The organism is Streptomyces sp. DT190 (genome assembly GCF_049846985.1).
In the GTDB taxonomy this organism is placed as follows: Bacteria; Actinomycetota; Actinomycetes; order Streptomycetales; family Streptomycetaceae; genus Streptomyces.
The window spans coordinates 24,163-49,037 of the sequence record NZ_JBNCNM010000016.1; the positions used below are offsets into that span (position 1 = coordinate 24,163).

At 71.1% G+C, this 24,875-nt stretch carries 19 protein-coding genes; 8 read left to right on the plus strand and 11 right to left on the minus strand.

The annotated features are described in order from the left end of the window. Window positions 1-595: 595 nt before the first annotated feature. The 4 genes from ispG to ispH are packed head-to-tail and all read right to left on the minus strand — an operon-like array spanning window position 596 to window position 5,638. On the minus strand, window positions 596-1,765 hold the full coding sequence (gene ispG, locus ACPXCS_RS25875; RefSeq protein WP_425951182.1) for a flavodoxin-dependent (E)-4-hydroxy-3-methylbut-2-enyl-diphosphate synthase: 1,170 nt from the start codon (window positions 1,763-1,765) through the stop codon (window positions 596-598). Then, window positions 1,762-3,612: a 1-deoxy-D-xylulose-5-phosphate synthase gene (locus ACPXCS_RS25880; RefSeq protein ID WP_425951181.1), complete on the minus strand. Its 1,851-nt coding sequence runs from the start codon at window positions 3,610-3,612 to the stop codon at window positions 1,762-1,764. Before ACPXCS_RS25880 ends, ispG begins: the two co-directional genes overlap by 4 nt. A 4-nt stretch (window positions 3,613-3,616) precedes the next feature. Further along, window positions 3,617-4,660, minus strand: coding sequence for a polyprenyl synthetase family protein (locus ACPXCS_RS25885; RefSeq protein WP_425951180.1), 1,044 nt, complete (start codon window positions 4,658-4,660; stop codon window positions 3,617-3,619). A 27-nt stretch (window positions 4,661-4,687) separates the two neighbouring features. Then, complete coding sequence (ispH, locus tag ACPXCS_RS25890) at window positions 4,688-5,638, minus strand: 4-hydroxy-3-methylbut-2-enyl diphosphate reductase (protein ID WP_425951179.1); 951 nt, start codon at window positions 5,636-5,638, stop codon at window positions 4,688-4,690. Between the two features lie 244 nt (window positions 5,639-5,882). Here ispH and ACPXCS_RS25895 point away from each other — a divergent pair, with 244 nt between their 5' ends. Then, the gene (locus ACPXCS_RS25895) at window positions 5,883-7,061 is read left to right on the plus strand and encodes an IS701 family transposase (RefSeq protein WP_425951178.1); all 1,179 of its coding nucleotides are present in this window, start codon (window positions 5,883-5,885) and stop codon (window positions 7,059-7,061) included. A 401-nt stretch (window positions 7,062-7,462) separates the two neighbouring features. Here the strand turns inward: ACPXCS_RS25895 and ACPXCS_RS25900 are convergent, their stop codons facing one another. The 3 genes from ACPXCS_RS25900 to ACPXCS_RS25910 form a co-directional block, all read right to left on the minus strand. Then, complete coding sequence (locus ACPXCS_RS25900; protein ID WP_425951177.1) at window positions 7,463-9,049, minus strand: FAD-binding oxidoreductase; 1,587 nt, start codon at window positions 9,047-9,049, stop codon at window positions 7,463-7,465. A 422-nt stretch (window positions 9,050-9,471) separates the two neighbouring features. Then, on the minus strand, window positions 9,472-11,292 hold the full coding sequence (locus ACPXCS_RS25905) for an FG-GAP-like repeat-containing protein (RefSeq protein ID WP_425951176.1): 1,821 nt from the start codon (window positions 11,290-11,292) through the stop codon (window positions 9,472-9,474). A gap of 100 nt (window positions 11,293-11,392) precedes the next feature. Beyond that, window positions 11,393-12,112, minus strand: coding sequence for a hypothetical protein (locus ACPXCS_RS25910; RefSeq protein ID WP_425951175.1), 720 nt, complete (start codon window positions 12,110-12,112; stop codon window positions 11,393-11,395). Between the two features lie 306 nt (window positions 12,113-12,418). Between ACPXCS_RS25910 and ACPXCS_RS25915 the strand changes: the two genes are divergently transcribed. After that, window positions 12,419-13,513, plus strand: coding sequence for a hypothetical protein (locus ACPXCS_RS25915; RefSeq protein WP_425951174.1), 1,095 nt, complete (start codon window positions 12,419-12,421; stop codon window positions 13,511-13,513). 43 nt (window positions 13,514-13,556) lie between these two features. Then, a complete protein-coding gene (locus ACPXCS_RS25920) occupies window positions 13,557-14,063 on the plus strand; it encodes a hypothetical protein (RefSeq protein WP_425951202.1) in 507 nt (168 codons plus the stop codon). A gap of 57 nt (window positions 14,064-14,120) precedes the next feature. Here the strand turns inward: ACPXCS_RS25920 and ACPXCS_RS25925 are convergent, their stop codons facing one another. Continuing rightward, window positions 14,121-15,644 carry an RICIN domain-containing protein gene (locus tag ACPXCS_RS25925; RefSeq protein ID WP_425951173.1) on the minus strand — a complete coding sequence of 508 codons (1,524 nt, stop codon included), beginning with the start codon at window positions 15,642-15,644 and terminating at the stop codon, window positions 14,121-14,123. A gap of 407 nt (window positions 15,645-16,051) precedes the next feature. Between ACPXCS_RS25925 and ACPXCS_RS25930 the strand changes: the two genes are divergently transcribed. The 4 genes from ACPXCS_RS25930 to ACPXCS_RS25945 all read left to right on the plus strand — a co-directional run bounded on the left by ACPXCS_RS25930 (window position 16,052) and on the right by ACPXCS_RS25945 (window position 19,414). After that, the gene (locus ACPXCS_RS25930; protein ID WP_425951172.1) at window positions 16,052-16,354 is read left to right on the plus strand and encodes a hypothetical protein; all 303 of its coding nucleotides are present in this window, start codon (window positions 16,052-16,054) and stop codon (window positions 16,352-16,354) included. 209 nt (window positions 16,355-16,563) lie between these two features. Beyond that, window positions 16,564-17,460: a CPBP family intramembrane glutamic endopeptidase gene (locus ACPXCS_RS25935; protein WP_425951171.1), complete on the plus strand. Its 897-nt coding sequence runs from the start codon at window positions 16,564-16,566 to the stop codon at window positions 17,458-17,460. A 12-nt stretch (window positions 17,461-17,472) separates the two neighbouring features. Further along, window positions 17,473-18,717 (plus strand): sensor histidine kinase, encoded by a 1,245-nt coding sequence (locus tag ACPXCS_RS25940; protein WP_425951170.1) that lies wholly within the window; start codon window positions 17,473-17,475, stop codon window positions 18,715-18,717. Window positions 18,718-18,721: 4 nt separating this feature from the next. Next, a complete protein-coding gene (locus ACPXCS_RS25945; RefSeq protein ID WP_425951169.1) occupies window positions 18,722-19,414 on the plus strand; it encodes a response regulator in 693 nt (230 codons plus the stop codon). 82 nt (window positions 19,415-19,496) lie between these two features. Here the strand turns inward: ACPXCS_RS25945 and ACPXCS_RS25950 are convergent, their stop codons facing one another. The 3 genes from ACPXCS_RS25950 to tap all read right to left on the minus strand — a co-directional run bounded on the left by ACPXCS_RS25950 (window position 19,497) and on the right by tap (window position 23,862). Continuing rightward, complete coding sequence (locus ACPXCS_RS25950; protein ID WP_425951168.1) at window positions 19,497-20,720, minus strand: metallophosphoesterase; 1,224 nt, start codon at window positions 20,718-20,720, stop codon at window positions 19,497-19,499. Window positions 20,721-21,012: 292 nt separating this feature from the next. Beyond that, window positions 21,013-21,570 (minus strand): telomere-protecting terminal protein Tpg, encoded by a 558-nt coding sequence (gene tpg / locus ACPXCS_RS25955; protein ID WP_425951167.1) that lies wholly within the window; start codon window positions 21,568-21,570, stop codon window positions 21,013-21,015. A 12-nt stretch (window positions 21,571-21,582) separates the two neighbouring features. Next, window positions 21,583-23,862 carry a telomere-associated protein Tap gene (gene tap, locus ACPXCS_RS25960; protein ID WP_425951166.1) on the minus strand — a complete coding sequence of 760 codons (2,280 nt, stop codon included), beginning with the start codon at window positions 23,860-23,862 and terminating at the stop codon, window positions 21,583-21,585. A gap of 197 nt (window positions 23,863-24,059) precedes the next feature. Here tap and ACPXCS_RS25965 point away from each other — a divergent pair, with 197 nt between their 5' ends. Continuing rightward, the gene (locus ACPXCS_RS25965; RefSeq protein ID WP_425951165.1) at window positions 24,060-24,860 is read left to right on the plus strand and encodes a class I SAM-dependent methyltransferase; all 801 of its coding nucleotides are present in this window, start codon (window positions 24,060-24,062) and stop codon (window positions 24,858-24,860) included. The last annotated feature ends 15 nt before the right edge of the window (window positions 24,861-24,875 follow it).

Here is a 24,875-nt window from a genome sequence, read left to right on the forward strand (position 1 = left end):
CCTATGGATCAACGGACACACGTGATGGATCGATCCCGCTGATTTCCGGCGAGCTCGTGCGCAGCACGAGCCGAGGTGTTCCCCGCCGTGCCTGCAGTGACCCGGCGCGAGAGCACCTCTAGGGAGCCGGAGGAACGTCGCTGTCTCGGGACGGCGGGACGGGAACCGCGCCGCAGCCGGGGAGCCGGACGCTCCGCCTCGGCCTGCCGGGCGCAGGAACTTCCGTCCGTGGCCGCGCGCGACACCTGCCGCACACCACGTGCAGTCACCCCCGTTTCCATCCTGTTCCGGACAGTGCCACGGTAAGTTAGCCGCGCGCTTGAGCAAATTGATTCCAGCCGACCATCTCCGGCCATCGCCGGCCGCGGAACGGCACAACCCGCTTCCGGTGCCGCTCAACACCCCCCGGATCACATGTGCGTTCCCTGCCGTCGGACCGTTGCCCGAGCCGGTGACACGCCGTCGCAGACGCGAGCGGGGCACGGCTGGTTGGCGCAAAACCTCCCTGAAAGGGCACGGAGAATGTCAACTCCTCGGCACGCGACGACGGCCCGCGGGCGACCCGTGGACCGTCGTCGGCACGAAGGGGGCGGGGTCAGGACGGGGTGACGATCACCGGTCCCGTCCCGTCCACCGACTCGCCGCGCTCCTCTGCGATCCGCACGGCCTCCTCCACCAGTGTCTCGACGATCTGCGACTCCGGAACGGTCTTGATCACCTTGCCCTTCACGAAGATCTGTCCCTTGCCGTTGCCGGACGCCACGCCCAGGTCGGCCTCCCTGGCCTCGCCCGGCCCGTTCACGACACAGCCCATGACGGCCACCCGGAGCGCCGCGGGGAACCCCTCCAGCGCCGCGGAGACCTGCTCCGCCAGGGTGTGCACGTCCACCTGGGCCCGCCCGCAGGAGGGGCAGGAGACGATGTCCAGACCCCGCTCGCGCAGGGCCAGCGCCTCCAGGATCTGCGTGCCGACCTTGACCTCCTCCACCGGCGGCGCCGACAGGGAGACCCGAATGGTGTCGCCGATCCCCTCGGACAGCAGCGCTCCGAACGCCACCGCGGACTTGATCGTGCCCTGGAAGGCCGGGCCGGCCTCGGTCACCCCGAGGTGCAGGGGGTAGTCGCAGCGCTGGGCGAGCAGCCGGTACGCGGCGATCATGACCACGGGGTCGTTGTGCTTGACCGAGATCTTGATGTCGCGGAAGCCGTGCTCCTCGAACAGGGAGCACTCCCACAGCGCCGACTCGACCAGCGCCTCCGGGGTGGCCCTGCCGTACTTCTCGAGCAGCCGGCGGTCCAGCGAGCCGGCGTTGACGCCGATGCGGATCGGGATGCCGGCGTTCGCCGCCTCCTTGGCGATCTCACCGACCCTGTCGTCGAACTTCTTGATGTTGCCCGGGTTGACGCGCACGGCGGCACATCCGGCGTCAATGGCCGCGAACACGTACCTGGGCTGAAAGTGGATGTCGGCGATCACCGGGATCGGCGACTTCCCGGCGATGGCGGGCAGCGCGGCCACGTCGTCGGCAGAAGGGACCGCGACCCGGACGATCTGGCAGCCGGCCGCCGTCAGTTCGGCGATCTGCTGCAGCGTGGCGTTGACGTCCGCGGTCACGGTCGTCGTCATGGACTGCACCGAAACCGGCGCGTCCCCGCCGACCGGCACTGAACCCACCATGATTTGGCGGGACTTGCGTCGACGGGCCAGCGGCGGCAGAACCGCCTCCGGCCTGATCGACGGCATTCCGAGACCGACCGTCGTCATCGTGTCTCCCCTCCGCGTTCCTGCTCGACGAGGCGGGCCGTCTCCCGCTGGAAGTCGGCACTTCCGGTGCTGATGCGGTCCTCCACCGGACCGCTGATCTCCTCCCCCACGGCCCTGGCGATGTCCTGCGCGGTCAGTCCGCAGCCGGAGAGCACCTCGGCGCGGCTGCCGTGCTCAAGAAAGCGCCGGGGGACGCCGAAGTCCCGCGTCGGCGTGCACACCCCTTCGTCGCGCAGGAACTGGGCGACGGCCGAACCGACGCCGCCGATGCGGCTGTTGTCCTCGACGGTGATGGCGAGGCGGTGCCGGCGCGCCATGTCGGCGAGCGTCGGGTTGACCGGCGTCACCCACCGCGGGTCGACGACCGTCGCGCCGATGCCCTGCGCCCACAGCACCTCGGCCACCTGCAGCGCCACCGGGGCCAGCGCTCCGACCGAGACGATCAGCACGTCGAGTGGTCCCGCCCGGTGCAGTACGTCGGTGCCGGCGAACGTGGTCCTGGCGGGGATGTCGTCGCCCGTCGGGCCTTTGGGGAAGCGCACCAGGGTCGGGCCCTCCTCCCACTCGACGGCCTCCGCGAGCAGCTCGGCGAGGCGGGCGCCGTCCCGCGGGGCGGCGATCCGCAGCCCCGGCACCACCTGGAGCACCGACAGGTCCCACACACCGTTGTGGCTGGGACCGTCGTCGCCGGTGACACCGGACCGGTCGAGGACGAACGTCACGGCCCTGTGATGCAGTGCCACGTCCATCAGCAGCTGGTCGAAGGCGCGGTTGACGAAGGTGGAGTAGATGGCGACGACCGGGTGGACGCCACCCAGGGACATGCCCGCGGCCATGGTGACCGCGTGCTGCTCCGCGATGCCGACGTCGATGACCCGCTTCGGGAAGCGCTCCTGCATCGGCAGCAGCCCCGTCGGCTCCAGCATGGCCGCCGTGATCGCCACGACGTCCGGCCGGCGCTCGGCGATGCGGACGAGCTCGCGCCCGAAGACGGAGGTGAACGACGGTCCGGCGGAACCCTTCAACGGCCGGCCCGTCCCCGGGTCCATCGGCTTGATGGCGTGGCCCCGGTCCAGCTCGTTCCGCTCCGTCACCGTGTACCCGCGGCCCTTCTCGGTGACCACGTGCACGACGACGGGCCTGCGCAGGTCCCGTGCGCGGCGCAGCGTCTCCTCCAGCACCGGCACGTCGTGCCCGTCGACCGGGCCGAGGTAGGCCAGGCCCAGCTGTTCGAAGAGGCCTGGGACGTCCCGCTGTCCGGCACGCAGCTCCCCCAAGTGATCGGCGAAGCCGCCCCGGGTGAGGGCGTAGGAGCGCTGGTTGTCGTTGAGCACGACGACCAGCGGCCGGTCCGGTCCGCCCGCGATGTTGTTCAGGGCCTCCCACGCCATGCCGCCGGTCATCGCCCCGTCGCCGATGACGGCGACCACGGCCCGGTCGGTGCGCCCTCGGTGGGCGTCGGCGCGCGCCAGGCCGTCGGCGTACGACAGCGCCGTGGACGCGTGGGAGTTCCCGACCAGGTCGTGCTCGGACTCCGCCGGGTTCGGGTAGCCGGACAGGCCGCCCTGCCGGCGCAACCGGTCGAACCCGGCCGCCCGCCCCGTGACGATCTTGTGCACGTACGACTGGTGACCGGTGTCCCACAGCAGCCGGTCGCGGGGGGAGTCGAAGACCCGGTGCAGGGCGAGGGTCAGCTCCACCACCCCGAGGTTGGGGCCGAGGTGTCCGCCGGTCGCACAGACCCGGTCGACGAGGAAGGCACGGATCTCCTCGGCGAGCGTGCGCAGTTCCTCCGCGCTCAGTTCCCGGAGGCGCTCCGGGCCGTGCACGGTGTGCAGCAACGACATGCGATCACCGGTCCCGGTAGGCGACTTCGAGGGCCATCTCGCTCAGTTCCTCCCGCCACACCGGTTCGATCGCGGCCTGGTCGAGGGCCGCGCCGGCGCGTTCCACGAGCACGTCGATGCGCTCCTCGATCCGGGTCCTGCTCTCGCCGAGCAGGTCGAGCAGCGCCGCGGTGTCCCATTCGGGGCGGTTGACGAGCAGGCGCACCTGCTGGTCGCGCTCCGCGGCCTCGGCGAGGAGCAGCGTCATCTTGTGCTGCTCCAGGTCCAGTCCGACCGGCTTGCCGGCCACCGTGCTGTCGCCGAACGCGCCGATGAGGTCGTCGCGCAGCTGGAAGGCGAGACCGAGGCACTCGCCGTACTCCTCGAACGCAGCCGTCAGGTCGGGCCGTCCGGCGAGCGCGGCGCCCAGCAGCAGGGGACGCGTGATGCTGTAGCGGCCGGACTTGCAGATCGCGATCCACCGCGACAGCTCCGGAGCGATCACCCCCTCCGCTGCCACGGCCACGTCCAGGTGCTGGCCGATCTGGATCTCGGTGACCATCTCGCCCCACACGTCACGGGCGCTCGGCGGCAGGTCGCGGGTGAGGCGGTCGGCGTAGAGCATGGCCAGCACACCGGAGATCAGGGCCACGCCCTCGCCGTAGCGGCGCGACTCGCCCCGCCAGCCGCGCTCCGCGTGGACCGTGGCGTGCCGGACGTGCGCCGCAGGGGCCCCGCGGCGGGTGTCGGACGCGTCGAGCACGTCGTCGTGCAGCAGCGCGCCGGTGTGGATCAGCTCGATGGCGGAGGCGGCGTCCGCCACCGCCGGGTCGCCGGGGTCGCCTCCCGCAGCCAGGTACCCCGTCACGCAGAAGGCGGGGCGCAGCCGCTTGCCTCCCGCGTCGACCAGGGAGGTCACCGTGTCCACGGGTACCGCGCCCCGTTCGTCGACACCGCTCCAGCGGGCGCGTTCGTCGGCCAGGAGCTCGCCGAGACGTCGCTCGGCCCTGCGCAGCACGTCGGCGCGAGCGTCGCGCACTGTGAGCCGGTCTGTCACCGCGGTCGTCATCAAATGCTCCCTCTCCTGTCCGGCCGGTCAGCCGGCCTTCGCCGTGTCGATGAGGTGCGTCGGCGGATGAAAGACCACGTCCTCCTGCGCCACCTGCTCGATCTCGATATCGCGGTAGCCGAATTCCGCGAGCCTTTCGAGAACCTGGTCGACGAGGATCTCCGGGGCGCTGGCACCTGCGCTCAGGCCCACCACCGACACTCCTTCCAGCCAGCTCTCGTCGAATTCCGTGACGTCCGGGACAAGATAGGCGGGTACACCGAGCCGCCGCGCCACCTCGACCATCCGAAGCGAATTACTGGAATTTCGGGAGCCGACCACGAGCATCAGGTCCGAGCGCGGCACGACCTGTTTGACGGCGTCCTGCCTGTTCTGGCTCGCGAAACAGATGTCGTCGGTTCCCGGGCCGCGCAGATCGGTGAAGCGGCGGCGCAGCACCTCGATGATGTCGCGCGTCTCGTCCACGGACAGCGTCGTCTGGGTGAGGAAGGCCACCGGGGTGTCGGCCGGCAGGTCCAGCCGCTCGGCGTCCTCCACGGTCTCCACGATCACCGTGCGGTCGGGCGCGTGCCCGAAGGTCCCCTCGACCTCCTCGTGCCCGGCGTGGCCCACCAGCAGCAGCGTGCGCTCCTCCCGGGCGAACCGCTTGGCCTCCTGGTGCACCTTGGACACCAGCGGGCAGGTGGCGTCGATCACGTCCAGCCGGCGGGCCTGTGCGTTGCGCCGCACCTGGGGCGAGACGCCGTGCGCGGAGAACACGCACACCGCCCCCTCGGGCACCTCCTCCTCGGAGTCGACGAACCGCACGCCGCGCTGTTCCAGCTGCCGCACCACATAGTGGTTGTGCACGATTTCCTTGCGCACATAAAGCGGAGTTCCATGGCGTTGCAACGCCAGCTCGATAATGGATATGGCCCGGCGCACACCGGCGCAGAAACTGCGCGGTTCCGCGAGGATGACCTTCTTTGATCGTCCCATTTTCACCCGTCTCCGCTGCGTGGTTCAACTCCCGCAGCCGACTGTGCTGTTCAGGTGCGTCCCCGGTCAACCGTCCCAGGGTGCTCGGGCTCGAAGCAGTCATGTACCGAGGGCGCCCCAACCGCTGAACCTTGCTAGGCCCTTGTCATTCATTACGGCTACCTCCGATTCCTAATGTGGAGCCGACCGCACGGCGGGAATTGAGCGGTCCGCACGGCGTGAAAGGAATCGACCGAGGAGTCATATGAGTACTGCTCTCATTCGGCCCGACGCCGTGCTCGGGGATGCGCTCGACGACGCGCTCGACGACCTGGGCACGGAGCTGTTCGCGACCCTGCGCCGCAGCGACCAGCGGCGCCGCGGCATGGAGTACATCCACGGACTGCTCTCCACCCGCGGCCGCAAGTCGATACGGAACATGGCGGCGCTGAAGGGCAGCAGCACCGGCCAGAGCCTCCATCACTTCATCTGCAGCTCCACCTGGGACTGGATTCCGGTGCGCCGGTCGCTGGCCGGGTACCTGACCCGCCTCGCGCCGCCGCAGGCCTACGTCGCGCGCCTGATGACGATCCCGAAGGTGGGGCGTCACTCGGTGGGAGTCAGCCGGTACTTCTCGGTCGACGAGGGACAGGCGCTCAACGCCCAGCGTGCCGTGGGGGTGTGGGGCGTCACCGGCACCATCGCGGCGCCGTTCAGCTGGCGGCTGTATCTGCCGCAGACCTGGATCAAGGACGGGCTGCGCCGCAATCAGGCCTCCATCCCGTGCGAGGTGGGGCCCGAGACGCTGGGTGACTGTGTGCTGACGGCCTGCCGGGAGAGCCTGACCGCCTGGGAGCTGCCGGCGCAGCCGGTCGTCGTCGACATCGAGGAGGCCGACCCCGCCGCCACGGTGCGCGGCCTGCGCGCCATGGGCTTCCCGGCCATGGTGCGGGTCCACGGCGACCTGCCGCTGACGGTGCACGATCCCGCGCTGACCGGACACGGGGCGCACCTGCTGACCGCCCCGGAGATCATGCAGGCGGCGCGGTCCCTGTTCCGGCCCATGGCCCGTCTGCAGACCGTCTCGCGTTCGCTGCCCGCCGTCCGCCGTACCGCGCTGGTGGCGGCGGTGGGGGTGCGGGTGCCGGGGGCAGGCTCGGGCGGGGCGCCGCTGTCGCTGGTCGGTGTGAACGCTCCGGGACGACGCGGGCCGGCCGAGATGTGGCTGACCGACCTGCCCCATCCGGCCGCCGCGGTGCTGCGCTTCGGCGACGCCGCCCGCCGCGTCGAACGCGACTTCGACGAGGTGACGTGTCAGGTGGGCATCCGTGACTACGTCGGCCGCTCCTACGGCGGCTGGCACCGCCACACCACCCTCGCCTCGGCCGCGCACGCCGTCGCCGTGCTCTCCTCGGCGGCCCCGCAGGCGCGGCAGGCCTCCTGACCCGCCATCGGGCCGGGCCACGGCGACGACGCGTACGCCTTGACGCGGGCGCGGGCGCGGGCGCGGGCACGGGCACGGGCACGGGCCGGGCCGGGGCAGCCGTGGGGACGAGGGAAGCGGTGCCGCCCGGAGCCGACCGGGGGACGGCGAGGCGCGCCGTCCCCGCTGCCGCGCAGCAGATCCCGAGTCGGGGAAAGGGCCGCGTCACCTGCGCCACCCCGTGGGCCGGCTGGACCTGGCGCGTCGGCACACCTCGCGGACCGCACTCGCCTCCGCGGTGCGGGTGTTGCTGCCGGAGCCGCAGGCGGGCCGGCAGCGGCCGAGGCTGCTCCTCGGTGAGTGGCGGCACAGCCATGGGCCGGGCGGGCGCGCGGCGCCCCGCCCGGCCCGTGCTGTGCCGCTCAACTGTCCGGCAGCTCGATCGACTGGGGGTGGCGGAAGAAGTTCCGCGGATCCCACGTCGCCTTGACGCGCTGCAGCCGCGGGTAGTTGTCCTTGTAGTACAGCTCGTGGCAGGACACCCCGGACCGGTTGAACGTGGGGTCGCTCAGGTCGTTGTCCGGGTAGTTGATGTAACAGCCGTCGGTGACGTCGTTGGGCACCGGGACGCCGCCCGTGTCGGCGTACAGGTCCTGGTAGAAGGACCGCAGCCAGGTGACGTTCCGCTCGTCGTCCTCGGCCCTGTGCCAGTACGACTCGAAGTAGACCAGCCAGAGGGCGTCCCGGTGGGTCGCGGCGGTGGCGTGGTCGTCCAAGGCGCTGATCTGTCCGCGGACGGAGTTGATGACCAGGAAGCTGTACGGGTTGGGATTGACCGTCTTCGTCAGGTACCGGTAGATCGTCTGCACCTGGTGCTCGGGGAACGCGTCCTTCATGTAGGTCGACTTGTGGGAAGTCCGCAGACTGGGGCTGGTGATGGTCTCGCCGGCGGTCATGGTCCGCGCGGTGGCCTTGAGGAACGGCTGTTCCTCGACGTTGACGCCGCGCGGCTGCACGCCCAGCGCGTCCGACACGAACGCGATGAAGTCGTCCACCAGCTTGCGGGCGTCCGGAACGGTCGAGTCGATCTGCGCGACGAAGTTGAAGGTGCCCGAGTCGGCGTGCTGCAGGAAGATCCAGTGCCCCATGTCGATGTAGGGCGAGTCGAGGCTGCCGTGGGTCCTCGACCAGTCGGCGTACCGGGTCATGAAGGTCGCGAAGGCCTCTTCGGTGATGTCCTGCCACGACCAGGCCGCGAAGATGGAGAAGACGCTGGGCGGCGCCTTCGGCAGCAGGTCGCCCGGGCTGCCCTCGGCGCCGCGGCTGCGCATCCAGAAGCGCGTGACCACACCGAAGTTGCCGCCTCCCCCACCGGCGACGGCCCAGGCCAGGTCGTGGTTCGGGTCCTCCGGGTCGCGAGTGGCGACGACGACGCGCACCTCGCCCCGCTCGTCGACGGTGACGACCTCGACGGCGTAGAGGTGGTCGCTGAGGATGCCGTGCTTGCGCGAGAGGATGCCGTACCCGCCGCCGGAGAAGTGGCCGCCGGCGCCCGTGGCGTAGCAGCCGCCGCCCGGGAGGGTGACGCCCCAGCCGATGTGCAGCGTCTCGTAGATCTTGAGGAGCGTGGCGCCGGGCTCGACCACGAATGCGCCGCGGTCGTCGTCGAAGCCGACGTGGTCCATCAGCCGCAGGTCGACGATGATCTCCGTCTCGTCGTTGAAGACGAGGTTCTCGAAGCAGTGGCCGCCGCTGCGGACCGCGATGCGCTTGTTGTCGCGGACCGCCTCCCGGACGATCTCGACGACCTGCTCGGTGGTCGAAGGCAGACGGATCGCCTCGGGAGAGGCCACGTGCCGGTTGTTGCCGTGCCCCCTGATCATGTCGGGGTAGCGCGCGTCCTCGGGCGTCACGGTGGGGATGGCGTCGGTGTGCCGACGCGTAGCCGTGCTCCGGGGGGTGGCCGGAGCCGGGTGGGCGTTGGCTAAGGTGCTGTTCACTCGGTTCATGCTCCCGTCACTCGGTTCATGCTCCCGTTTCGTGAGCTGCTCGTCCGGCGGGCTCGTTCGCTCGCCGCACCACCAGCGTCCGTGCTCCCGTCGGGGACGGTCCGGAACTCCACGTGCTATTTGTCAGGTACACCGATCTCGGTCGCCGAGAGGTGGTGTGGACCAGCCAACGAGCGACGGTTTCCGCCAGTCCGGACTCTTCCGGCCGGTCGTCCCGACCTGGCTCCCTGCCCTCGTCGGGTGTTCCGCGTGCCGGCCGGAGACGCCGGTGGCGTCTCCGGCCGGCCGGTCCGGTCTCACCACGCCGGTCCCTCAGCGACCGGTACGCCCACCACGCCGGCGTGCACCCCCTCCGCGGCGTGGAGGGACCGTGTCCGCCGGCCGGAGTCTCGACCGCCGCTCCCCCGGCCCGTTCCCGGTGGTCATCGGGTGGTGAAGCGCCGGAAGAGGTTGCGGGCCACGTGGACGCCCGGTCCTCCGAAGCCGACGAGGTCGACGCGGCCGTCGCCGGTGACGTCCGCCAGGAAGCGGGGGTGGCGGTCGACCCGCCAGGCTCCGGCGGCGTCGTCGTAAGCGAAGCCGCGGCACACCAGTTGGGCCTGTTCGAAGCGGCCGTCGCCGCGGTTGTGAGCCACCCAGACCCCCTCGTCGCCGAAGCCGACGAGGTCCGGGTTGCCGTCGCCGGTGACGTCGGCCAGGAGGCGGAGGTGCTTCTCGCCGGTCCAGCCCTGGGCAGCTCCGAAGTCGTTCAGCACGAGTTGCGGGGATTCGAAGGTGCCGTCGCTCCGACCGCGGGCGACGACGACCCCCTGAGGCCCGAAGCCGAGCAGGTCCAGCGGGCCGCCTCCGGTGGTGGCGGCGAGGAAGCGCGGGTGCTCACGGGCCGAGCTCCACCCCTGGTCGGCGCCGAACTCGTCGAGGACGTAGAGGGGTTCGCTGAAGGTGTGGTCCTCCTCCTGAAGGGAGACCCAGACGCCGTCGTCGTGGAACCCGACGATGTCCAGGCGGCCGCTGCCGGTGGTGTCGGCGAGGAAGCGGGGGTGCCTGCCGGGGAGCCAGCCGCCTGCCTTCTCGCCGTGGCCGAAGGCCCGGAGAGCCGGTTCGCCGGCGAGCGGCGCGAACTTCCCCTCCTCGTCCTGCAAGGACACCCAGACACCGTCGTCATGGCAGCCGACGATGTCCAGGCGGCCGCTGCCGGTGGTGTCGGCGAGGAAGCGGGGATGCTTGTCGGGCAGCCAGCCCCCGGCCTGCTTGCCGTGGCCGAAGGCCTTGAGGACCAGTTCACCTCCGGCGGGCGCGAACGTCCCGTTCTCGCCCTGGGTGGACCTGCGCACGCCGTCGGCCGCGAGCACGACGACATCGGGCCTGCCGTCGCCCGTCGTATCCGCGAGGGCCCACAGGTCCGCCGGGCTCAGTGCGGCGCCGGGCGGGCACAGGACGCGCTCCTCGTCCTCGAACGTGCCGTCGCCGCGGCCCCGTGACGTCACCGCGCCCTTCGCCGGCGTCAGGGCCACGACGTCGTGCCGCCCGGTGCCCGTGGTGTCGGCGAGGAACCGCGCACCGGCCTGGGCCCACGGTCCCGGCTGGCCGGCGGCGGGGCCGGTCCCCGTGTCCTGCCATCCGCCGGCCCGGGGGTCGCCGCCGAACCGCTCGAGGACCAGCAGCAGGTCGCTGAAGGAGGGCTTCGCACCGGGCACGGGTCGCAGCGCGGCCGAACGGGCCAGGCGCCAGGACCGGTGGCCGTTCCAGTGGCTCGTGCCCGACCAGCGCAGTACGGCGTCGCTGGTGCGCTCCGGCTCCGCCGGGACGAGCCGCCAGCGCTGACCGCCGGCGTTCTCGTCGTGCGCGCGCAGCACGACACGGGTCTCCTCCTGGCCGTCGCCGGGCTCCTCCAGGTCGAGGACGGTGCCGTCGGCCACGGCTTCGATGAAGTAGAGGTCCGCATGCCCTTCGACGGGGACGACGCACCACAGCTGGCTCTTCCTGCCCGCGGCGGCGTCCGCCCGGCGGACGCCCCGGTCGGCGGCGTGGTCGAGCACCTTGCCGTCCGCCGCGTCGCGGATCAGGTAGGTCCGCTCCTCCTGCCCGGGGACGAAGTGCCACCGCACCTGGCCCGGGCCGTCCTCGGGTAAGGCGCGCACGACGAGCGCGCCGTCCGTGCTCGGTGCGGCCCTGGCGGCGAGGGACCTCTCCGTGGCGGCGTTGACGATCTCCAGTTTCAGTTCTTCCATGGGCACGGGCATCGTGGTGCCTCTTCCATGCGGTCGGGTACGGACGAGGGCTCGGGGCGGGCGGACGGTCTCGGCTGCCGGGTCCCGCCGGTGGCATGGCAGTGGCCGCGGGTCACGTGAAGACGTGGTGGTAGGGCACGTTCCACTCGCTGGGGAGCCTCGGGTAGAACGTGTTGATGACCGTGCCGGTGAAGTCGCCGCCCCAGTTGTAGGTCAGGCGTACTTCGGCGTCGGCGGTCACCGCGTGGTCCTTGAACCCGAGGATGGCGTCGGGGTGGGTGATCGGCACGAAGGTGATGCCTCCCCATGGCGTGACGGTGACGACCCACAGCTGGGTGTCCTCCGGCGCTCCGTTCTTGCCGCGCCACTTGTCGCCGACCTTGTCGGGGAGGCCGACCTGCACGGTGTCGGCGGTGGGCTTGGGCGCGTCCTGGTGGACGGTGACCCGTCGGCGCTGCGGCTTGGGGGTGCCGTCGTCGCCGCGGCCGGTTGCGGCGGCCGGCGGGGTGGCGGGCTTGGGCGTCACCTGGCCGGCCGCGCTCTCGAGGACGTACAGCGGCCGCTGGCCGAAGAAGCCCGCCGGGGTGATGTACCACAGGTGGCCCTGGGCTTCCTTGGTGGCCGGGTCGAGCGCGGTGGCCAGTTTCACTCCCTTGTCGTGGCTCTCCTCTTTCAGCTCGACGGGCCGCAGGTAGCCGCCGTTGAAGGCGTGGACGAGCATGACCGGCCTGTTCTCGACCAGGGCCGCCACGATCGCGTTGTCGTAGCTGTTCACCGCCACCGGGCCGCCGACCACCAGATTGGCCATTGCGGTGCGCTCTTGGGTGTACATAGCGGAATCCTCGCTCTTTGTTTTTGCACGGGCAGGAAGTGACGTGAGATTCATGGGGCGGAACATGACGTGAAAAACGTCGGCCGTGGCGCGAATTCTGTCGGCCGAAAATGTCCGCCGATGCCTCAACGCACCTTCTGGTTCTACCAGTTGACGGTCTCCCGCGAACCTTTTTCACTCGAAAGGGCGGGATGCGGGAGAGGGCCTTTCGGGGAAATACGGCCGCTGCTAGCGTCGAGCGAAGAATGCGCATGGGACCTGTGTGTTGCACCGATCACTGTTCGCCGAATCAGTCGAGGACGGGATATGCCTTCCACCGCGTTCAATCTGGACCGTGCCAAACGCCAGCCGCTGACGAAGAAGAACCTGCGGGAACTGAACATCGAGCAGACCTGGCAGTCCGTGCTGGACCACCCCGGACTGGTGTACGTCGACGACTACGGCGTGCGGCACAAACCCGTCGGCTTCTCCGTGAACAAGTCGAGCTTCGGCACGTTCCCCGGTTCCGCTTTCCAGCGGGGCTGGCTCGCCTACATGAATCTGGGTGAACCGGTCATCGAAGTGCGCGGCGACATCGGACAACCCCCGCCCGACACCTTCTCCTCGCGCACGTACGTCAACCGCAGTCAATCCGAGATGACCTTCACGGACTCGGTCGACTTCACCGTGTCGAACGGCGTCACGTGGTCCCTCCACGGAGACGCGAAACTCACCTTCGGGGGCAGCGTCTCAGCCTCGTTGCAGCTCCAATTGCAGAACCAGCTCAGGCTGGACCTCCAGTCGCAGTTGCAGGCCCAGTGCCAGAACGAGACGGCGAACAAGAACGCCAACACGGTCACCAACAAGAACAGCAAGGACAGCGTGGGCGTGGACAACGCCAACACCACCGAGACATCCGGCCGGAGCTCCGCGACGAACTCCGCGACGAACACGGTGACCAACTCGATCGGGTTCACCACCACCGGCAGCGCCACCGGCAGTGCGACACTCAACGCCCAGCTGGCCCTCGGCATCGCCGCCACCGTCGGCGGTTCACTGAACACGAGCTGGGCCTCGAAGTCGCAGATCTCCGGCAAGGTCCCACCCAACTCCCGCGTGCAGACCCTCGTCACGCAGCGGCGCAGCCGCCGGCAGTACACCTACGAGATCCCTGTGACCTTCTCCGGGTTGATCGCGGTGCGGTACGCCGTGCCCGCGCCGGTCCTCTCGCCCCCGCAAGCCGGTGACTACCCCGGGCTGGAGGAGGTGGTCGCCCGGGACATCGGCGACCTCGACCTGACACCCGGCGGCTTCCGCATGAAGGGACTGGCGGAAATCGTCTCCGCTCTGGAGGTGCACCACACGATGCTCGACGGCGAGAGCCTGGCCTCCAGTCAGCAGACGCTGTACAAGCAGCCCTGAGCGCGCGCCCCTTCCACCACCAGGACGACCAGAGGTGACGACCATGGTGTTCCACCACATCTTCGACTCGGCGAGCAAGGGCGCGGGCCTCTTCTCCGTGACCACCGGCCGGACCAAACCCCAGCCGGGCGCGGACATCGACTTCGAGGACAGCGACGACAGCACCTACGACGACACCGGTACCAGCCTGTTCGACACCGCGATCCACGGGGCCACGTACCGATCGAAGACCGTGCAGGAGCAGTCCCCCGAGGCCCGTGCCGTACTGGGCTTCCTCGGTTCCTTCATCCGGACCACTCAGGCCTCCGCCGCCACACAGGCCGACTACGCCCAGGATCCCGCCTCCGTGTCGAACGCGGCGTCGGCCGGCATGCGCCAGGCGAGCACCACGGTGAAGGAGGACGGCGACCTCCAGAAGGACGGCGACCTGCAGAACAGGCCGAGCAGGAGCGACTTCTCCCAGCCTCCCGCGACTCCGCAGGCTCCCGAGGCTCCTGAGGCCCCCAAGGCGCCCAAGGCGAGCGCCGAGAAGCCGTCCCGGTCCGAATAGGGCCCGGAGGTGGGCCGAGGGGCCAGGGGCGGCCACACGCCCCTGGCCCCTCGTGCGTCATGCCGGCAGCAGCCGCCACTGCCGGTTGCGGTGGTCACCCTCCGCCCGCTGCTGGGTGATCACCGTGCGGGCGTTGGTGTCGACGCGCAGGAGGAGGCCGCTGTTGCGGTTGGCGATCTCGAACACTCCCGGGCCGTCGCCGCCGGAGCCCACCGGGATGAGGCGCCAGTGCTGGTGGTGTGCCTCCCCGCCCTCGTAGTCCCGTTGGGCGACGACGGCTCCCGCCGCCCGGTGCGCCCCGAGGACCTCCAGGACCTTGCGGCTGCGGACGTTCTCGATCCGGTAGAGGACCTCACCGGCGTCCTGACCCACCGGGATCAGCCGCCACTGCTGGTGGTTCCTGGGCACGGCGAGGCACTGGTGGACCTCGGCTCCGTCCCTGGTGGACTCTCCCGCGACCGCCATCCGCAGCTTGCTGCGCACATTGGCCCAGGCGACGACCGCGCCGGCCTCGGGCAGCCCTGCGAGCCTTCTCGAAGGGATCTTGCGGATCCGGTTGTTGACGAAGTCGGCGATGTGGACAGCGTCGACACAGTCCACGGCGACCGCGATCGGATTGTGCGTCTGAGCCGAGGCCGCCGGGCCGCCGTCACCGCCGAAGCCGGCCGCACCCGTACCGGCGACGGTGCTGATCGTCCCGTCGGGAGCCACCGCGCGGATCCGGTGGTTGACGTAGTCGGCGATGTAAAGCGTGCCCATGATGTCCACCGCCACCCCGGTCGGCCCGTTGAGCTTCGCCGACGCCGCCGGGCCGCCGTCACCGCCGAAGCCGGCCGCGCCGGTGCCCGCGACGGTGCTGATCGTCCCGTCGGCCGCGACCTTGCGGATCCGGTGACTGCCGAACTCGGCGATGTAGAGCGCGCCTGCCCCGTCGACCACCACCGCGTGGGGACGGTTGAGTTGCGCCGACACCGCGGGGCCGCCGTCGCCGCCGGCACCGGCCGATCCGTTCCCCGCGACCGTCGAGATCTGTCCGTCGGGCGTGACCTTGCGGACCCGGGCGTTGCCGTGCTCACCGATGTAGAGGACGCCCTCGCTGTCCACCGCCACCCCGAACGGGCCGTTCAGGCGGGCGGCGGTCGCCGGCCCGCCGTCACCGCTGAACCCCGCGGTGCCCGTACCGGCGACGGTGGTGATCGTCCCGTCGGGTGTGACCTTGCGGACCCGGTGGTTGTTGCCGTCGGCGATGTACAGCGCGTCCGCGCCGTCCACCGCCAGCTCGCGCGGGTAGTTCAGCCGGGCGGAGGCGGCGGGGCCGTCGTCCCCGCCGAATCCGGCGGTTCCGTTCCCCGCGACCGTGCTGATCCGGCCGTCAGTGGTGATCTTGCGCACCCGGTGGTTGGTGAAGTCGGCTAAGTACAGCGCCCCCGTACTGTCGAACGCCATCCCATAGGGACGGTTCAGTTGAGCGTCGACGGCCGGCTCGCCGTCCCCCTTGTAGCCCGCCGTCCCGCTCCCCGCCACCGTTCTGATCGCAGGGACCGGTTCGTCGCCCTGCGAGGTTGCCGTTTCCGTACCCATCGTCATCCCTTCGCTGGTCACCGTCCACCCGGCAGGTGACTACCGTCAGCGACCGGGTAACTCCAGCAAGTCACACGGGTGTTGCCCTCCGCAAGGTCACCTGCGGGTGATCGCGGTAGTGCACCCCGGGCGCACGGAGGCGCCGGGGCGGCGCGATCGGCCGCCGCCGCGACGAAGACGCCCTGGCGCCGGCCGCGCGGCACACGCCCGGACAGCCGGTCCACCCCACGGCCGGAGGGCGACGACTTCGACATACCCTCCGACCTGCGCTGAGTCGCCGTGCGTGCCAGAGAAACGACCAGTTCCCGCCCACTTCCGGATTCACGCCCTCGCATCATCCGGCCCTCTCCGCGCAGCGGACGAGCGGTACTTCTGCTCAGCGCCGGACGTCGGCGAGAACAACCGGCGTGCGCGCCGGGAGTGCGGCTCCCGCAGAGAGCGCGGTCTCCCCCTTCGCCTCGCTGCTGGGAGCCAGTTCGATCGTCTTCGCGCTCATGCTCTCTGCGGGATTCATCCACGGCAGCGCCTACTTCGGGTACTTCATCGGACTGGATCCGCTGGAACTGGTGCTGCGGAGTCTGCGGTTGGCCACGCTGCCTGCTCTCGCCGTCCTCGCCGTCCTCGCCGTCCTCGCGGTGGCGCTCCGCTTCCCCGAGCTGCTCGCGCCCCTGGGGGTACCGGCGGCTGTCGTCGCCCGCCATGGCACGTGATCAGCAGTACTACCTCCTTCCCGTGGGCTGGCGGCACGACCGTGACCCCGTCTGACGGGTCAGCCCTCGGTCTTCGAGCGTGGAGGTCGGTGCGCATCCCCCGTGAGAGCTACAGGAGCGGTCCCTGTGCGGGTGATTCGCGGACGGCGCCGGATTCCTAGCGTGGTGGCCAGGTCGCAGCCTGTGCGACCGCACCAGGGGAGGCCACGATGAGTACAACGTCCAGCGCACGGCACGCCGGAGCCCCCGGCCCGGACGCGGACCCCGACGGTGACGCGCGTGGCGGTCGTCTCGGCCGGATCGTCCGCTCCCCGCTCGGCTGGATGCTGACGGGCCTGGTGGGTGTCGGCCTGGTCGCGGGCCTGACCGCCACGGGTCCCGGTCCGGTTCCGGTGCTGGGCGCGCTGGCCGCGGTGGCCGTGTACTGGCTGGTCATGCGCCGTGTCGCGCGACGCTCGACGCCGGAGATCACCCGCCGGGGAGCCGGCCGGGAGGCGCTGCTGGGCGGTGCGTTGGGCCTGGGCTTCGTTCTGGTGTCGGCTTTGCTGATCACGGTGTTCGGGGGTTACTCGTTCTCCTGGGCAGGAAACGGCTTCATGGCGGTCGTCTGGTCCGCGGTCATGGTGCAGATCGGCACCGCGGTCACCGAGGAGTTGCTGTTCCGTGGTCTCGCGCTGCAGGCTCTGGAGCACCTGTGGGGCAGCCGGGCCGCCATCGTGATCACCGGGATGTTCTTCGGCATCGCCCATCTGGGCGCTCCGGGAGCCGATGCGTGGAGTGCGCTGGCGATCGCTGTGGAGGCGGGTGTGATGCTGGGCGCCGCGTTCCTGTGGCGGCGTAACATCTGGTTCGTCGTGGGTCTGCACTTCGCGTGGAACACCACCGAGCAGTTGCTCGGTATCCCGGTCTCCGGGCACACCTCCGAGGGCCTGTTCACCGTCGATGTGCATGGCTCCGATCTGCTGACCGGCGGTGGCTTCGGCTTGGAGGCGGCGCTGGTGCCCGTCGTCATCGGTGCGTCGCTCGCCGTCGGGATGTTCGTCCTCGCCCGCCGCGGTGGCCGTCTGCTCCCCCGTCGGTCCGCACGACCCACGCAGACCGGCTGACGGGAGGAAACGGTGGCGGTGTCCCCTCAGGCGTCCCGGGGCCGTGCTCTGCTCCGGGCGCCGCTCGACTGGTGGGAGGAGCGGGACGCCCTCCTCAAGGACGGCGTTCTCGCCCTGGTGCTGGCCCTGCTGGCCTTCGTGCCCACCCTGTCCGGCATCGGAGCGCAGATCGGGGATCTGTCCGAGCGGCCGGCGAGCGCGCTCAGCGTCGGGCTGATCCTGGCTCAGGCCCTGCCGCTTGCGGCCCGGCGGCGGTGGCCCGCGGGCAGTCTGGCCTTCGTCGCAGGCGCGTTCGCCGTGCACCAAGCGCTGGGCTACGCGACGACGTTCGCAAGTCTGGGGCTGTATCTGGCCCTGTACTCGGCGGGAGCCCACCAGGTTCGCTTCCGCGCTGCTCTGGCGGGCGCGGTGAGTGCGGGCTATGCCGCGCTGGCCCTCGTCCTGTACCGGCTCGGCTCACCGCAGGGCATCGCGGACTATCTCGCGTTCTATCTGACCCTGGCCGCGTTCTGGGTGGTGGGAAGCACCGTGCGCACGCGGCGGGCCGAAGAGGCGCAGCGGCGGCGGCTGGCCGCCGAAGTGGCCACGGCCGCGGAGCGGGCACGAATCGCCAGGGAGTTGCACGACGTGGTCACCCATCATGTGACGGCCATGGTGGTCCAGGCGGACGCGGCGCAGTTCCTGCTCACCTCCGCACCGGACAGAGCCGGCGAGGGACTCTCGGCCGTCAGCGACACCGGCCGTCGGGCGCTGACGGAGCTGCGATACCTGCTCGGTGTGCTGGAGGCGACCGGCGAGTCGGCGTCCCCGGACCCGGCGCGCGCGGACCGGGCGCCCACCCTGGGACGGCTCGGGGATCTGGTCGAACAGGCCCGCAGGTCGGGGCAGCCGGTGGAGTTCAGCGAGCAGGGCGAGCGGCGAGCGCGGCCCGTGGATGTGGAGTTGGCCGCGTACCGGGTGGTGCAAGAGGCGCTCACCAACGCCATGAAGCACGCCGCCGGGCAGACGACGCGGGTCCTGGTCCGGCACGGCGAGGAGCACATCGAGATCAAGGTGACCACCGACGGGCCCACCGCCTCACCCGTGGAACCTGCCGTGCGGAAGCCGGACCCCGCGGGCGGGCGTGGCCTCGCGGGGCTGCGTGCACGGGTGGGGATGGTCAGTGGTGAACTGGACGCCGGCCCGCGGCCCGAAGGCGGGTTCGAGGTTCACGCCACGATTCCGTCCCGTCCCGCATCCCCTTCCGCATCGGAGTGACCCCGTGAGCGATGCGCCGCCGCCCATCCGTGTGCTCGTCTGCGACGACCAGGCACTGGTGCGCACCGGCTACGTCACCATTTTCTCCGCCCAGCCCGACATGGAGGTCGTCGGAGAGGCCGAGAACGGGCACGAGGCGGTCCAGGCCGCACGGCGCCTGCGTCCCGACGTGGTGGTGATGGACATCCGGATGCCCTTGCTCGACGGCATCCAGGCGACCCGGCAACTGGCCGGCCCCGACACCGAGGCACCGCCCAAGGTACTGGTCGTCACCACCTTCAACGTCGACGCCTACGTCTACGACGCGCTGCGCGCCGGGGCCAGCGGCTTCCTCCTCAAGGACGCGCCCCCGGCCGAGCTGGTCAACGGCATTCGGACGGTCGCCAGGGGCGAGGCCCTGCTGGCCCCCGCCGTCACCCGCCGGCTCATCGGCCACTTCGCCGAACACCTGCGCCCGGCCGAGACTTCCCAGTCGGCCAGGCAGGACGTCGTAGGGGCACTGACCCCGCGCGAGCTGGAGGTGTTCCGGCAGATCGCTGAAGGGCTGTCGAACGCGGAGATCGCCGCTGAGCTCTTCATCACTCCCGAGACGGTCAAGACCTACGTGTCGAGGATCCTGGCCAAACTCGGCCTGCGCGACCGGGTCCAGGCCGTCGTCCTCGCCTACCGGGTCGGGCTGGTGTCCGGGGGTGAGTGAAGCGGCCAGGCCGCTGCGGGTCTTGGGGCTTGACCGCGCGGGCCACGTGAGGCATCCGAGCGAGCACGGTGACCGTCGAGCGTCATGTCCGGGCAGGCGTCTCCGGGGAGGAACGCAGCACGAGCAGCGTGATCTCGCTGGGGGCGAAGATGCGGAACGGCGGCCCCCAGAACCCGGTGCCCCGGCTTGTGTAGAGGACCGTGCGGGCGCCGTGGCGGCTGAGGCCCGCGAGGGCGGGCTGGTCGAGGCGGACCAGGTGGTGGAAGGGCCACATCTGGCCGCCGTGGGTGTGCCCGGAGAGCTGGAGGTCGACGCCGGCTGCTGCCGCCCGGTCGACGAACTTGGGCTGGTGCGCCAGGAGCAGCACGGGGAGGTCGGGATCGGCGCCGTCCAGGGCTCCGGCCAGGTGGGCGCGATGACCGGCCAGGCCGGAGGATTCGGCGGTGACGTCGTCCACGCCGGCGACCACGAGGGTGTCGCCGCCGCGTTCGAGCAGAACGTGGCGGTTGCGCAGCGGCTCCCAGCCCAGCTCGTCCATCAGGTCCACCCAGCCCTGAGCCTGGCTGTAGTACTCGTGGTTGCCGGTGACGTAGACACGGGCATGAGTCGCCCGCACGGTGGCGAGCGGGGAGGCCTGGGCCCGTCGGCGGTCGGCGGTGCCGTCGGCGATGTCGCCGGTGTGGCAGACCAGGTCGGCGTCGAGCGTGTTCACGGTGTCGCACACCCGCTCGGACCAGCGTGCGCGGTCGAGGGGGCCGTAGTGGGTGTCGGTGATGAGAACGACCCGCACACCGTCCAACCCCGCCCCGAGTCGCGGGAGTTGCACCTCGAGCCGGCGCACGCGCGGTACGCGGCGCGCCTCGGTGTATCCCCAGGCCAGCAGTACGAGGCTGACACCGAGGATGGCCCAGGTGACGAGGCGAGCCCGGTCCTGGCCCTCGCCGACACCGGCCACCGTGAGGACGAGCCGAAGCGGAACCCCGAGCAGGACGGACCAGGTGAACAGGACCCAGCTGACGCCCAGCAGGGTGTCACCGGCGATCGCCGCCCGGTCGTCCTGGCGCCGGCCGTGGCCGCGTGCCATCGCGAGCGGCATGCCGAGGAGGCCGAGTGCGAAGAGGCCGGTGCCTATGAGTGCGACGGGCATCGGCCAGTGCTGGCCGGTGTGCAGGAGTATCCAGCACGGCACGACCCACAGCAGAACAGGCGCGATCATGGGGATGTAGCGCAGCAGGCTGCTCAGTCTGCTCCGTCGAGGCTCCTGCGCATCGCCGTCGGCGGGTCGAATGTCGCTCGTCTCGGTCACGCTCTCCCTCACAGACCAGGCTGCCGTTCCGCGCACTGTATCCGGCCGTCCTCGGGCCGGCGGGACCGGCGTGCGATCCGACGCGCCATCCGGTCCGCAACCCTTGAAGGGCCCCGGCACCAGCCTGCCACGGCGACGCCTGCTCGTGGGACGGGCTTCCCACTCCCCCGCTGCGCCGCATCACCGCCGCCTCTTACTGCTCCTCTTTCCGGTACCGGACGGCGAGTCGGTCGTAGAAGATCTCGAGGGGGCCGGCACGTCTCGCTGGTGCAGTCGGCGAGTGTCGTGCCTGCTAGAGCTCGAACTCGATGTGCTCGATGTCGGTGAAGCGGATCTCCTCCAGGCTTCCGGCGCGGCGGCCGCCGTCCTGGAAGTACATCTCCTTGAGCCCTTCGGCGGCGATCCACTGCAGCTGCTGATCGGCGGCGCCGGCCTGCTGGGCGTCGAAGAGGCGGGCGGCGTACTGCGGCGGGAGTGCGACGGTCAGGTGGCGGAGCCGGGCGTCGTCGGTCGTGCCGATCGGTGCGGTGTAGCCGATGCGGGCGCGGGTGTCGATGACGATGCCGTCGGTCGTCGCCGCCTTCTGCCGGGCCCGCGCCCGGACCTGTGGCTGCCACCGCTTGGTCACCTCGCGTTCCAGGCGCGCGGCGAGCTCGGGGCGCGGTTTCCTGATCTGGTTCTTCACGTAGCGCTCGACGGTGCGCTGGGAGACGCGGAGCATCTGCGCGACCGCTCTGGTGCTTTTCAGCTGCTTGACCAGGTACCGCATCTGGGCGGGCGCGGTCTTGGGTGCCGGGCGGGTGAACGCCTTCTGCACCGCGGCTTCCAGGCCGTCGCCGAACAGGCTCATCGTTGCCTTGTCCTACTCTCCGCTGTCGGCATCGGTGACGACGCCGTCCTTGATGTAGCGGGCGAGGTTGAGCTCCGGGGCGTCGAACCGCTCGCGGACCTCCTCGCCCCACAGGACGCTCTGGGTGCCTTCGTGTTTGACCAGGCCGGGGTTGACGCCGAGCTTGAAGCCGCCCGGCAGTGGCTTGCCGTCACGGTAGGGCAGGAAGTCCAGCGGGCTGGTGCCGTCGGTCGCGTAGACGACGCAGTCGGAGAGGATCGCGATCGGGTACTGACCGGTGAACGCCGCGTGCTTGACGATCTTGCGGTGCAGGTTGACGCGGGTGCGGGAGATGACCGCCGCGCGGATGTCCGGCCGCCATGTCGGGCGGGACAGCGCCCGCCAGGGCTGGCCGGGCCGCCAGCCCTCACCGCGGGGGCGCTCGCGCAGCTTGCCCAGGCCGCCCTTGACCGTGGCCTTGATCGCCGAGACGACGAGCGCCAGCTCGGGGTCCCGTTGTCGGTAGCCCTCCATGGCTGCCAGGAAGTCGGCCGGATCCATGTCCACGTGCACGCCCAGGTCGGCCATCGTGGCCAGGTAGGCGTCGCGCAGGCGCTGGTACCAGCCGTCCAGGTAGCGGCCGTTGTCGTAGCGGACGTAGGCCTCGACCGGGTGCACCTCGTAGCCGAGTTCGACGGCGTAGGCGACGGTGGGGGTCGCGTACCAGGCCGGACCGTCGGGACGGTCGCCCTTCGGCGTGAACGGGCTGGGCAGCAGGTCGCCGTCCAGGTCAGCCCACGTGTCCTTGCCGACCTTCACCCTCGACAGGTCCACGTGGGACAGGTCGACCAGCCAGGAGCCGGGCAGCTTCGCGTCGAACACCGGCTGCTGCACGCGGGTGGGGCCGCCGAGGCCGACGACCAGGCCGTTGGCGCCGGCGGCGAAGGCCATGTTCACGTCGATGCCGACCAGGTGCCGCAGCGTGCATTCGTCGTCGGTCATGGGCCGTGCCCAGTCGTAGGCCTCCTCGAACAGCTTCTCGGCGGGGCCGCGGACGTGGAAGCGCGGCAGGTCCGCCAGGAGCGGGTGGCCGTCCGGCGCCTCGCACGGGGCGCAGTCGACCGGCTCCTTGCCGAGGGAGCCGGGGTTGCGCTCGGAGTGCCGGCGGCCATCGGCATCCGGTTCGGAGGCACGGGTCGGCGGGTGCAGCGCGGTCATCAGCTCCAGGCCCGTCACGGCGGTGGAGCCGCGCGGCGTCATCACCCGCGACGCGTACACCCCCAGGACACGGGCGAGCTCCGCCGGCGGCAGCTGCGCGGCCGCTCTCCAGTGACGGGAGTCGAGGGCGTGCCAGGAGGGGATGCACAGCTGCACGCACGCCCGCTCCGGCCCGGTGGCGGGGCGGTAGATCCGCGCCCACGGGCCGAAGCCGCGCTTGGTGAGCTTCCACTCCGCCCGTGCGAGCTGCTTGACGACCTTGTGGCCCTCCGGGAGCCGCCCGGCGAGCCGCTCCTCGTCCGTGAGGGCGACGGGCAGGCCGTAGCGCTCCAGCGCGGCCTCGGTGAGCACGAGCAGCGGGTCGCCGTCCTTGCCCGGCCCGGACAACCTCGGCTGCCCCAGCTTCGCCTCCGACAGCGTCCACTCCACCAGGGCAGGGAGACTTTTCGCCGGCACGTCCAGGACCAGGCCGCCGGTGCAGAAGGCCAGGACCTGGCCCTCGGCGTCGGCGTCGACCACCGCGAGTGGACCGTTCTCGAAGCGGGGGTCGGTGGTGCTGTCAGGGGCGCCGGTCGGGGCGGCCTTGCGGGCTGCGGGGCGGCTGGGCGCCGACGCCCTGCGCGCGGGCCCCGCGGGGCGGTGCGCGGCGGGTTCGGCCTGGGCGACGGGGGCTGGGGCGGCCTGAGTGGTCCCTCGGTCAGACCCGGTGGCGGAGTCCGGCGCCGGGCGGGGAGACGAGGGCTGCTCCGTGTGTCCGGGCTCGGGCTCGGGCCTGCCGCCCGCCGACGTCGGCTCCGCCGCGGACGGGAGGGGCGGCGCGGACGGGAGGGGCGCAGCGGACGGGAGGGTCGGCGGGTAAAGCTCGGCGAGCTTGTTCAGAAGCCGGGCGTACGCCTCACGCTCCGGTCCGCGCGGCTCGACCGGCTTCTTCAGCGATTCCCAGCCGGAGACCGTCGCCCGGCGCACCTGCAACGCGGCGGCCACCTGGTCCAGCGTCAGACCATGAGCCTGCCGCAGACGCTTGCGTTCCTCCGCCGGCGGCAGTGCAGCGCGGGAGGCCACCAGCGCGTCGACCGCGTCGAACAACTCGGACATGGAACACCTCCTGGTGATCACCCTACCGCGGCGACCGTACCTCGTGCGTACATCAAGCGTACGCGTAGCGGGCGTCCCGGGACATATATGGCTCAGTCCTCCCTCCGCAGACACCGCAGCACGGCAAGGTCTCCATGTGCCCGAGCGTCGGACTGCATCGGGGGAACACGTGCGGTGCAGCGACTAAGGTACGGCGCATGAGCCAGACTCCCGTCGATCCCGTCGCGCACAACCGTCTCGCCTGGGACCGCGAGGTGGAGCAGGGAAACGAGTGGTCACGCCCGGTCAGCCCCGAGGTGATCGCGCGAGCGCGGGCCGGACAGTGGTCCGTCGTCCTGATCGGGTACGAGTCGGTCGACCCGAGCTGGTTCCCGCCGGAGATCGCCGGTCGCGACGTGCTCTGCCTCGCCTCCGGCGGCGGGCAGCAGGGTCCGGTGCTGGCCGCGGCGGGCGCGCGAGTGACCGTCTTCGACAACTCGCCCCGCCAACTGGCGCAGGACGAGATGGTCGCGGCGCGCGAGGGGCTCGACCTGCGCACCGTGCTCGGTGACGCGCGCGACCTGAGTACCTTCCCGGACGCCTCGTTCGACCTCGTCGTCCACCCGGTCTCCAACCTGTTCATCCCGGAGCTGGCGCCGGTCTGGCGCGAGTGTCACCGTGTGCTGCGCCCCGGCGGGACGCTGCTGTCCGGCTTCCTCAACCCGGACATCTACCTCTTCGACGCCGAGTCCTTGGAGGCGCGTGGCGAGCTGGTGGTGCGCCACCGCCTGCCCTACAGCGACCTCACCCACCTGGAGCCCGCCGAGCGGGAACGGCTCTGGGGGCTCGACGCGCCGGTGGAGTACAGCCACACGCTCACCGAACAGCTCGGCGGGCAGATCGCGGCGGGCTTCGCCATCACCGGCTTCGCCGAGGCGCCCCACCATTCGGAGGCCACCGCCGACTGGCTCCCCGGCTACTTCGCCACGAGAGCTGTCAAGGCCGGCGCCGGTCACTGACCCTCCACCGGCGGG

Coding starts and splice junctions, on each gene's coding strand:
- ispG (WP_425951182.1), bottom strand. CDS start 1,765: ATGACGACGGTCGGTCTCGGAATGCCGTCGATCAGGCCGGAGGCGGTT.
- ACPXCS_RS25880 (WP_425951181.1), bottom strand. CDS start 3,612: ATGTCGTTGCTGCACACCGTGCACGGCCCGGAGCGCCTCCGGGAACTG.
- ACPXCS_RS25885 (WP_425951180.1), bottom strand. CDS start 4,660: ATGACGACCGCGGTGACAGACCGGCTCACAGTGCGCGACGCTCGCGCC.
- ispH (WP_425951179.1), bottom strand. CDS start 5,638: ATGGGACGATCAAAGAAGGTCATCCTCGCGGAACCGCGCAGTTTCTGC.
- ACPXCS_RS25895 (WP_425951178.1), top strand. CDS start 5,883: ATGAGTACTGCTCTCATTCGGCCCGACGCCGTGCTCGGGGATGCGCTC.
- ACPXCS_RS25900 (WP_425951177.1), bottom strand. CDS start 9,049: ATGAACCGAGTGAACAGCACCTTAGCCAACGCCCACCCGGCTCCGGCC.
- ACPXCS_RS25905 (WP_425951176.1), bottom strand. CDS start 11,292: ATGCCCGTGCCCATGGAAGAACTGAAACTGGAGATCGTCAACGCCGCC.
- ACPXCS_RS25910 (WP_425951175.1), bottom strand. CDS start 12,112: ATGTACACCCAAGAGCGCACCGCAATGGCCAATCTGGTGGTCGGCGGC.
- ACPXCS_RS25915 (WP_425951174.1), top strand. CDS start 12,419: ATGCCTTCCACCGCGTTCAATCTGGACCGTGCCAAACGCCAGCCGCTG.
- ACPXCS_RS25920 (WP_425951202.1), top strand. CDS start 13,557: ATGGTGTTCCACCACATCTTCGACTCGGCGAGCAAGGGCGCGGGCCTC.
- ACPXCS_RS25925 (WP_425951173.1), bottom strand. CDS start 15,644: ATGGGTACGGAAACGGCAACCTCGCAGGGCGACGAACCGGTCCCTGCG.
- ACPXCS_RS25935 (WP_425951171.1), top strand. CDS start 16,564: ATGAGTACAACGTCCAGCGCACGGCACGCCGGAGCCCCCGGCCCGGAC.
- tpg (WP_425951167.1), bottom strand. CDS start 21,570: ATGAGCCTGTTCGGCGACGGCCTGGAAGCCGCGGTGCAGAAGGCGTTC.
- tap (WP_425951166.1), bottom strand. CDS start 23,862: ATGTCCGAGTTGTTCGACGCGGTCGACGCGCTGGTGGCCTCCCGCGCT.
- ACPXCS_RS25965 (WP_425951165.1), top strand. CDS start 24,060: ATGAGCCAGACTCCCGTCGATCCCGTCGCGCACAACCGTCTCGCCTGG.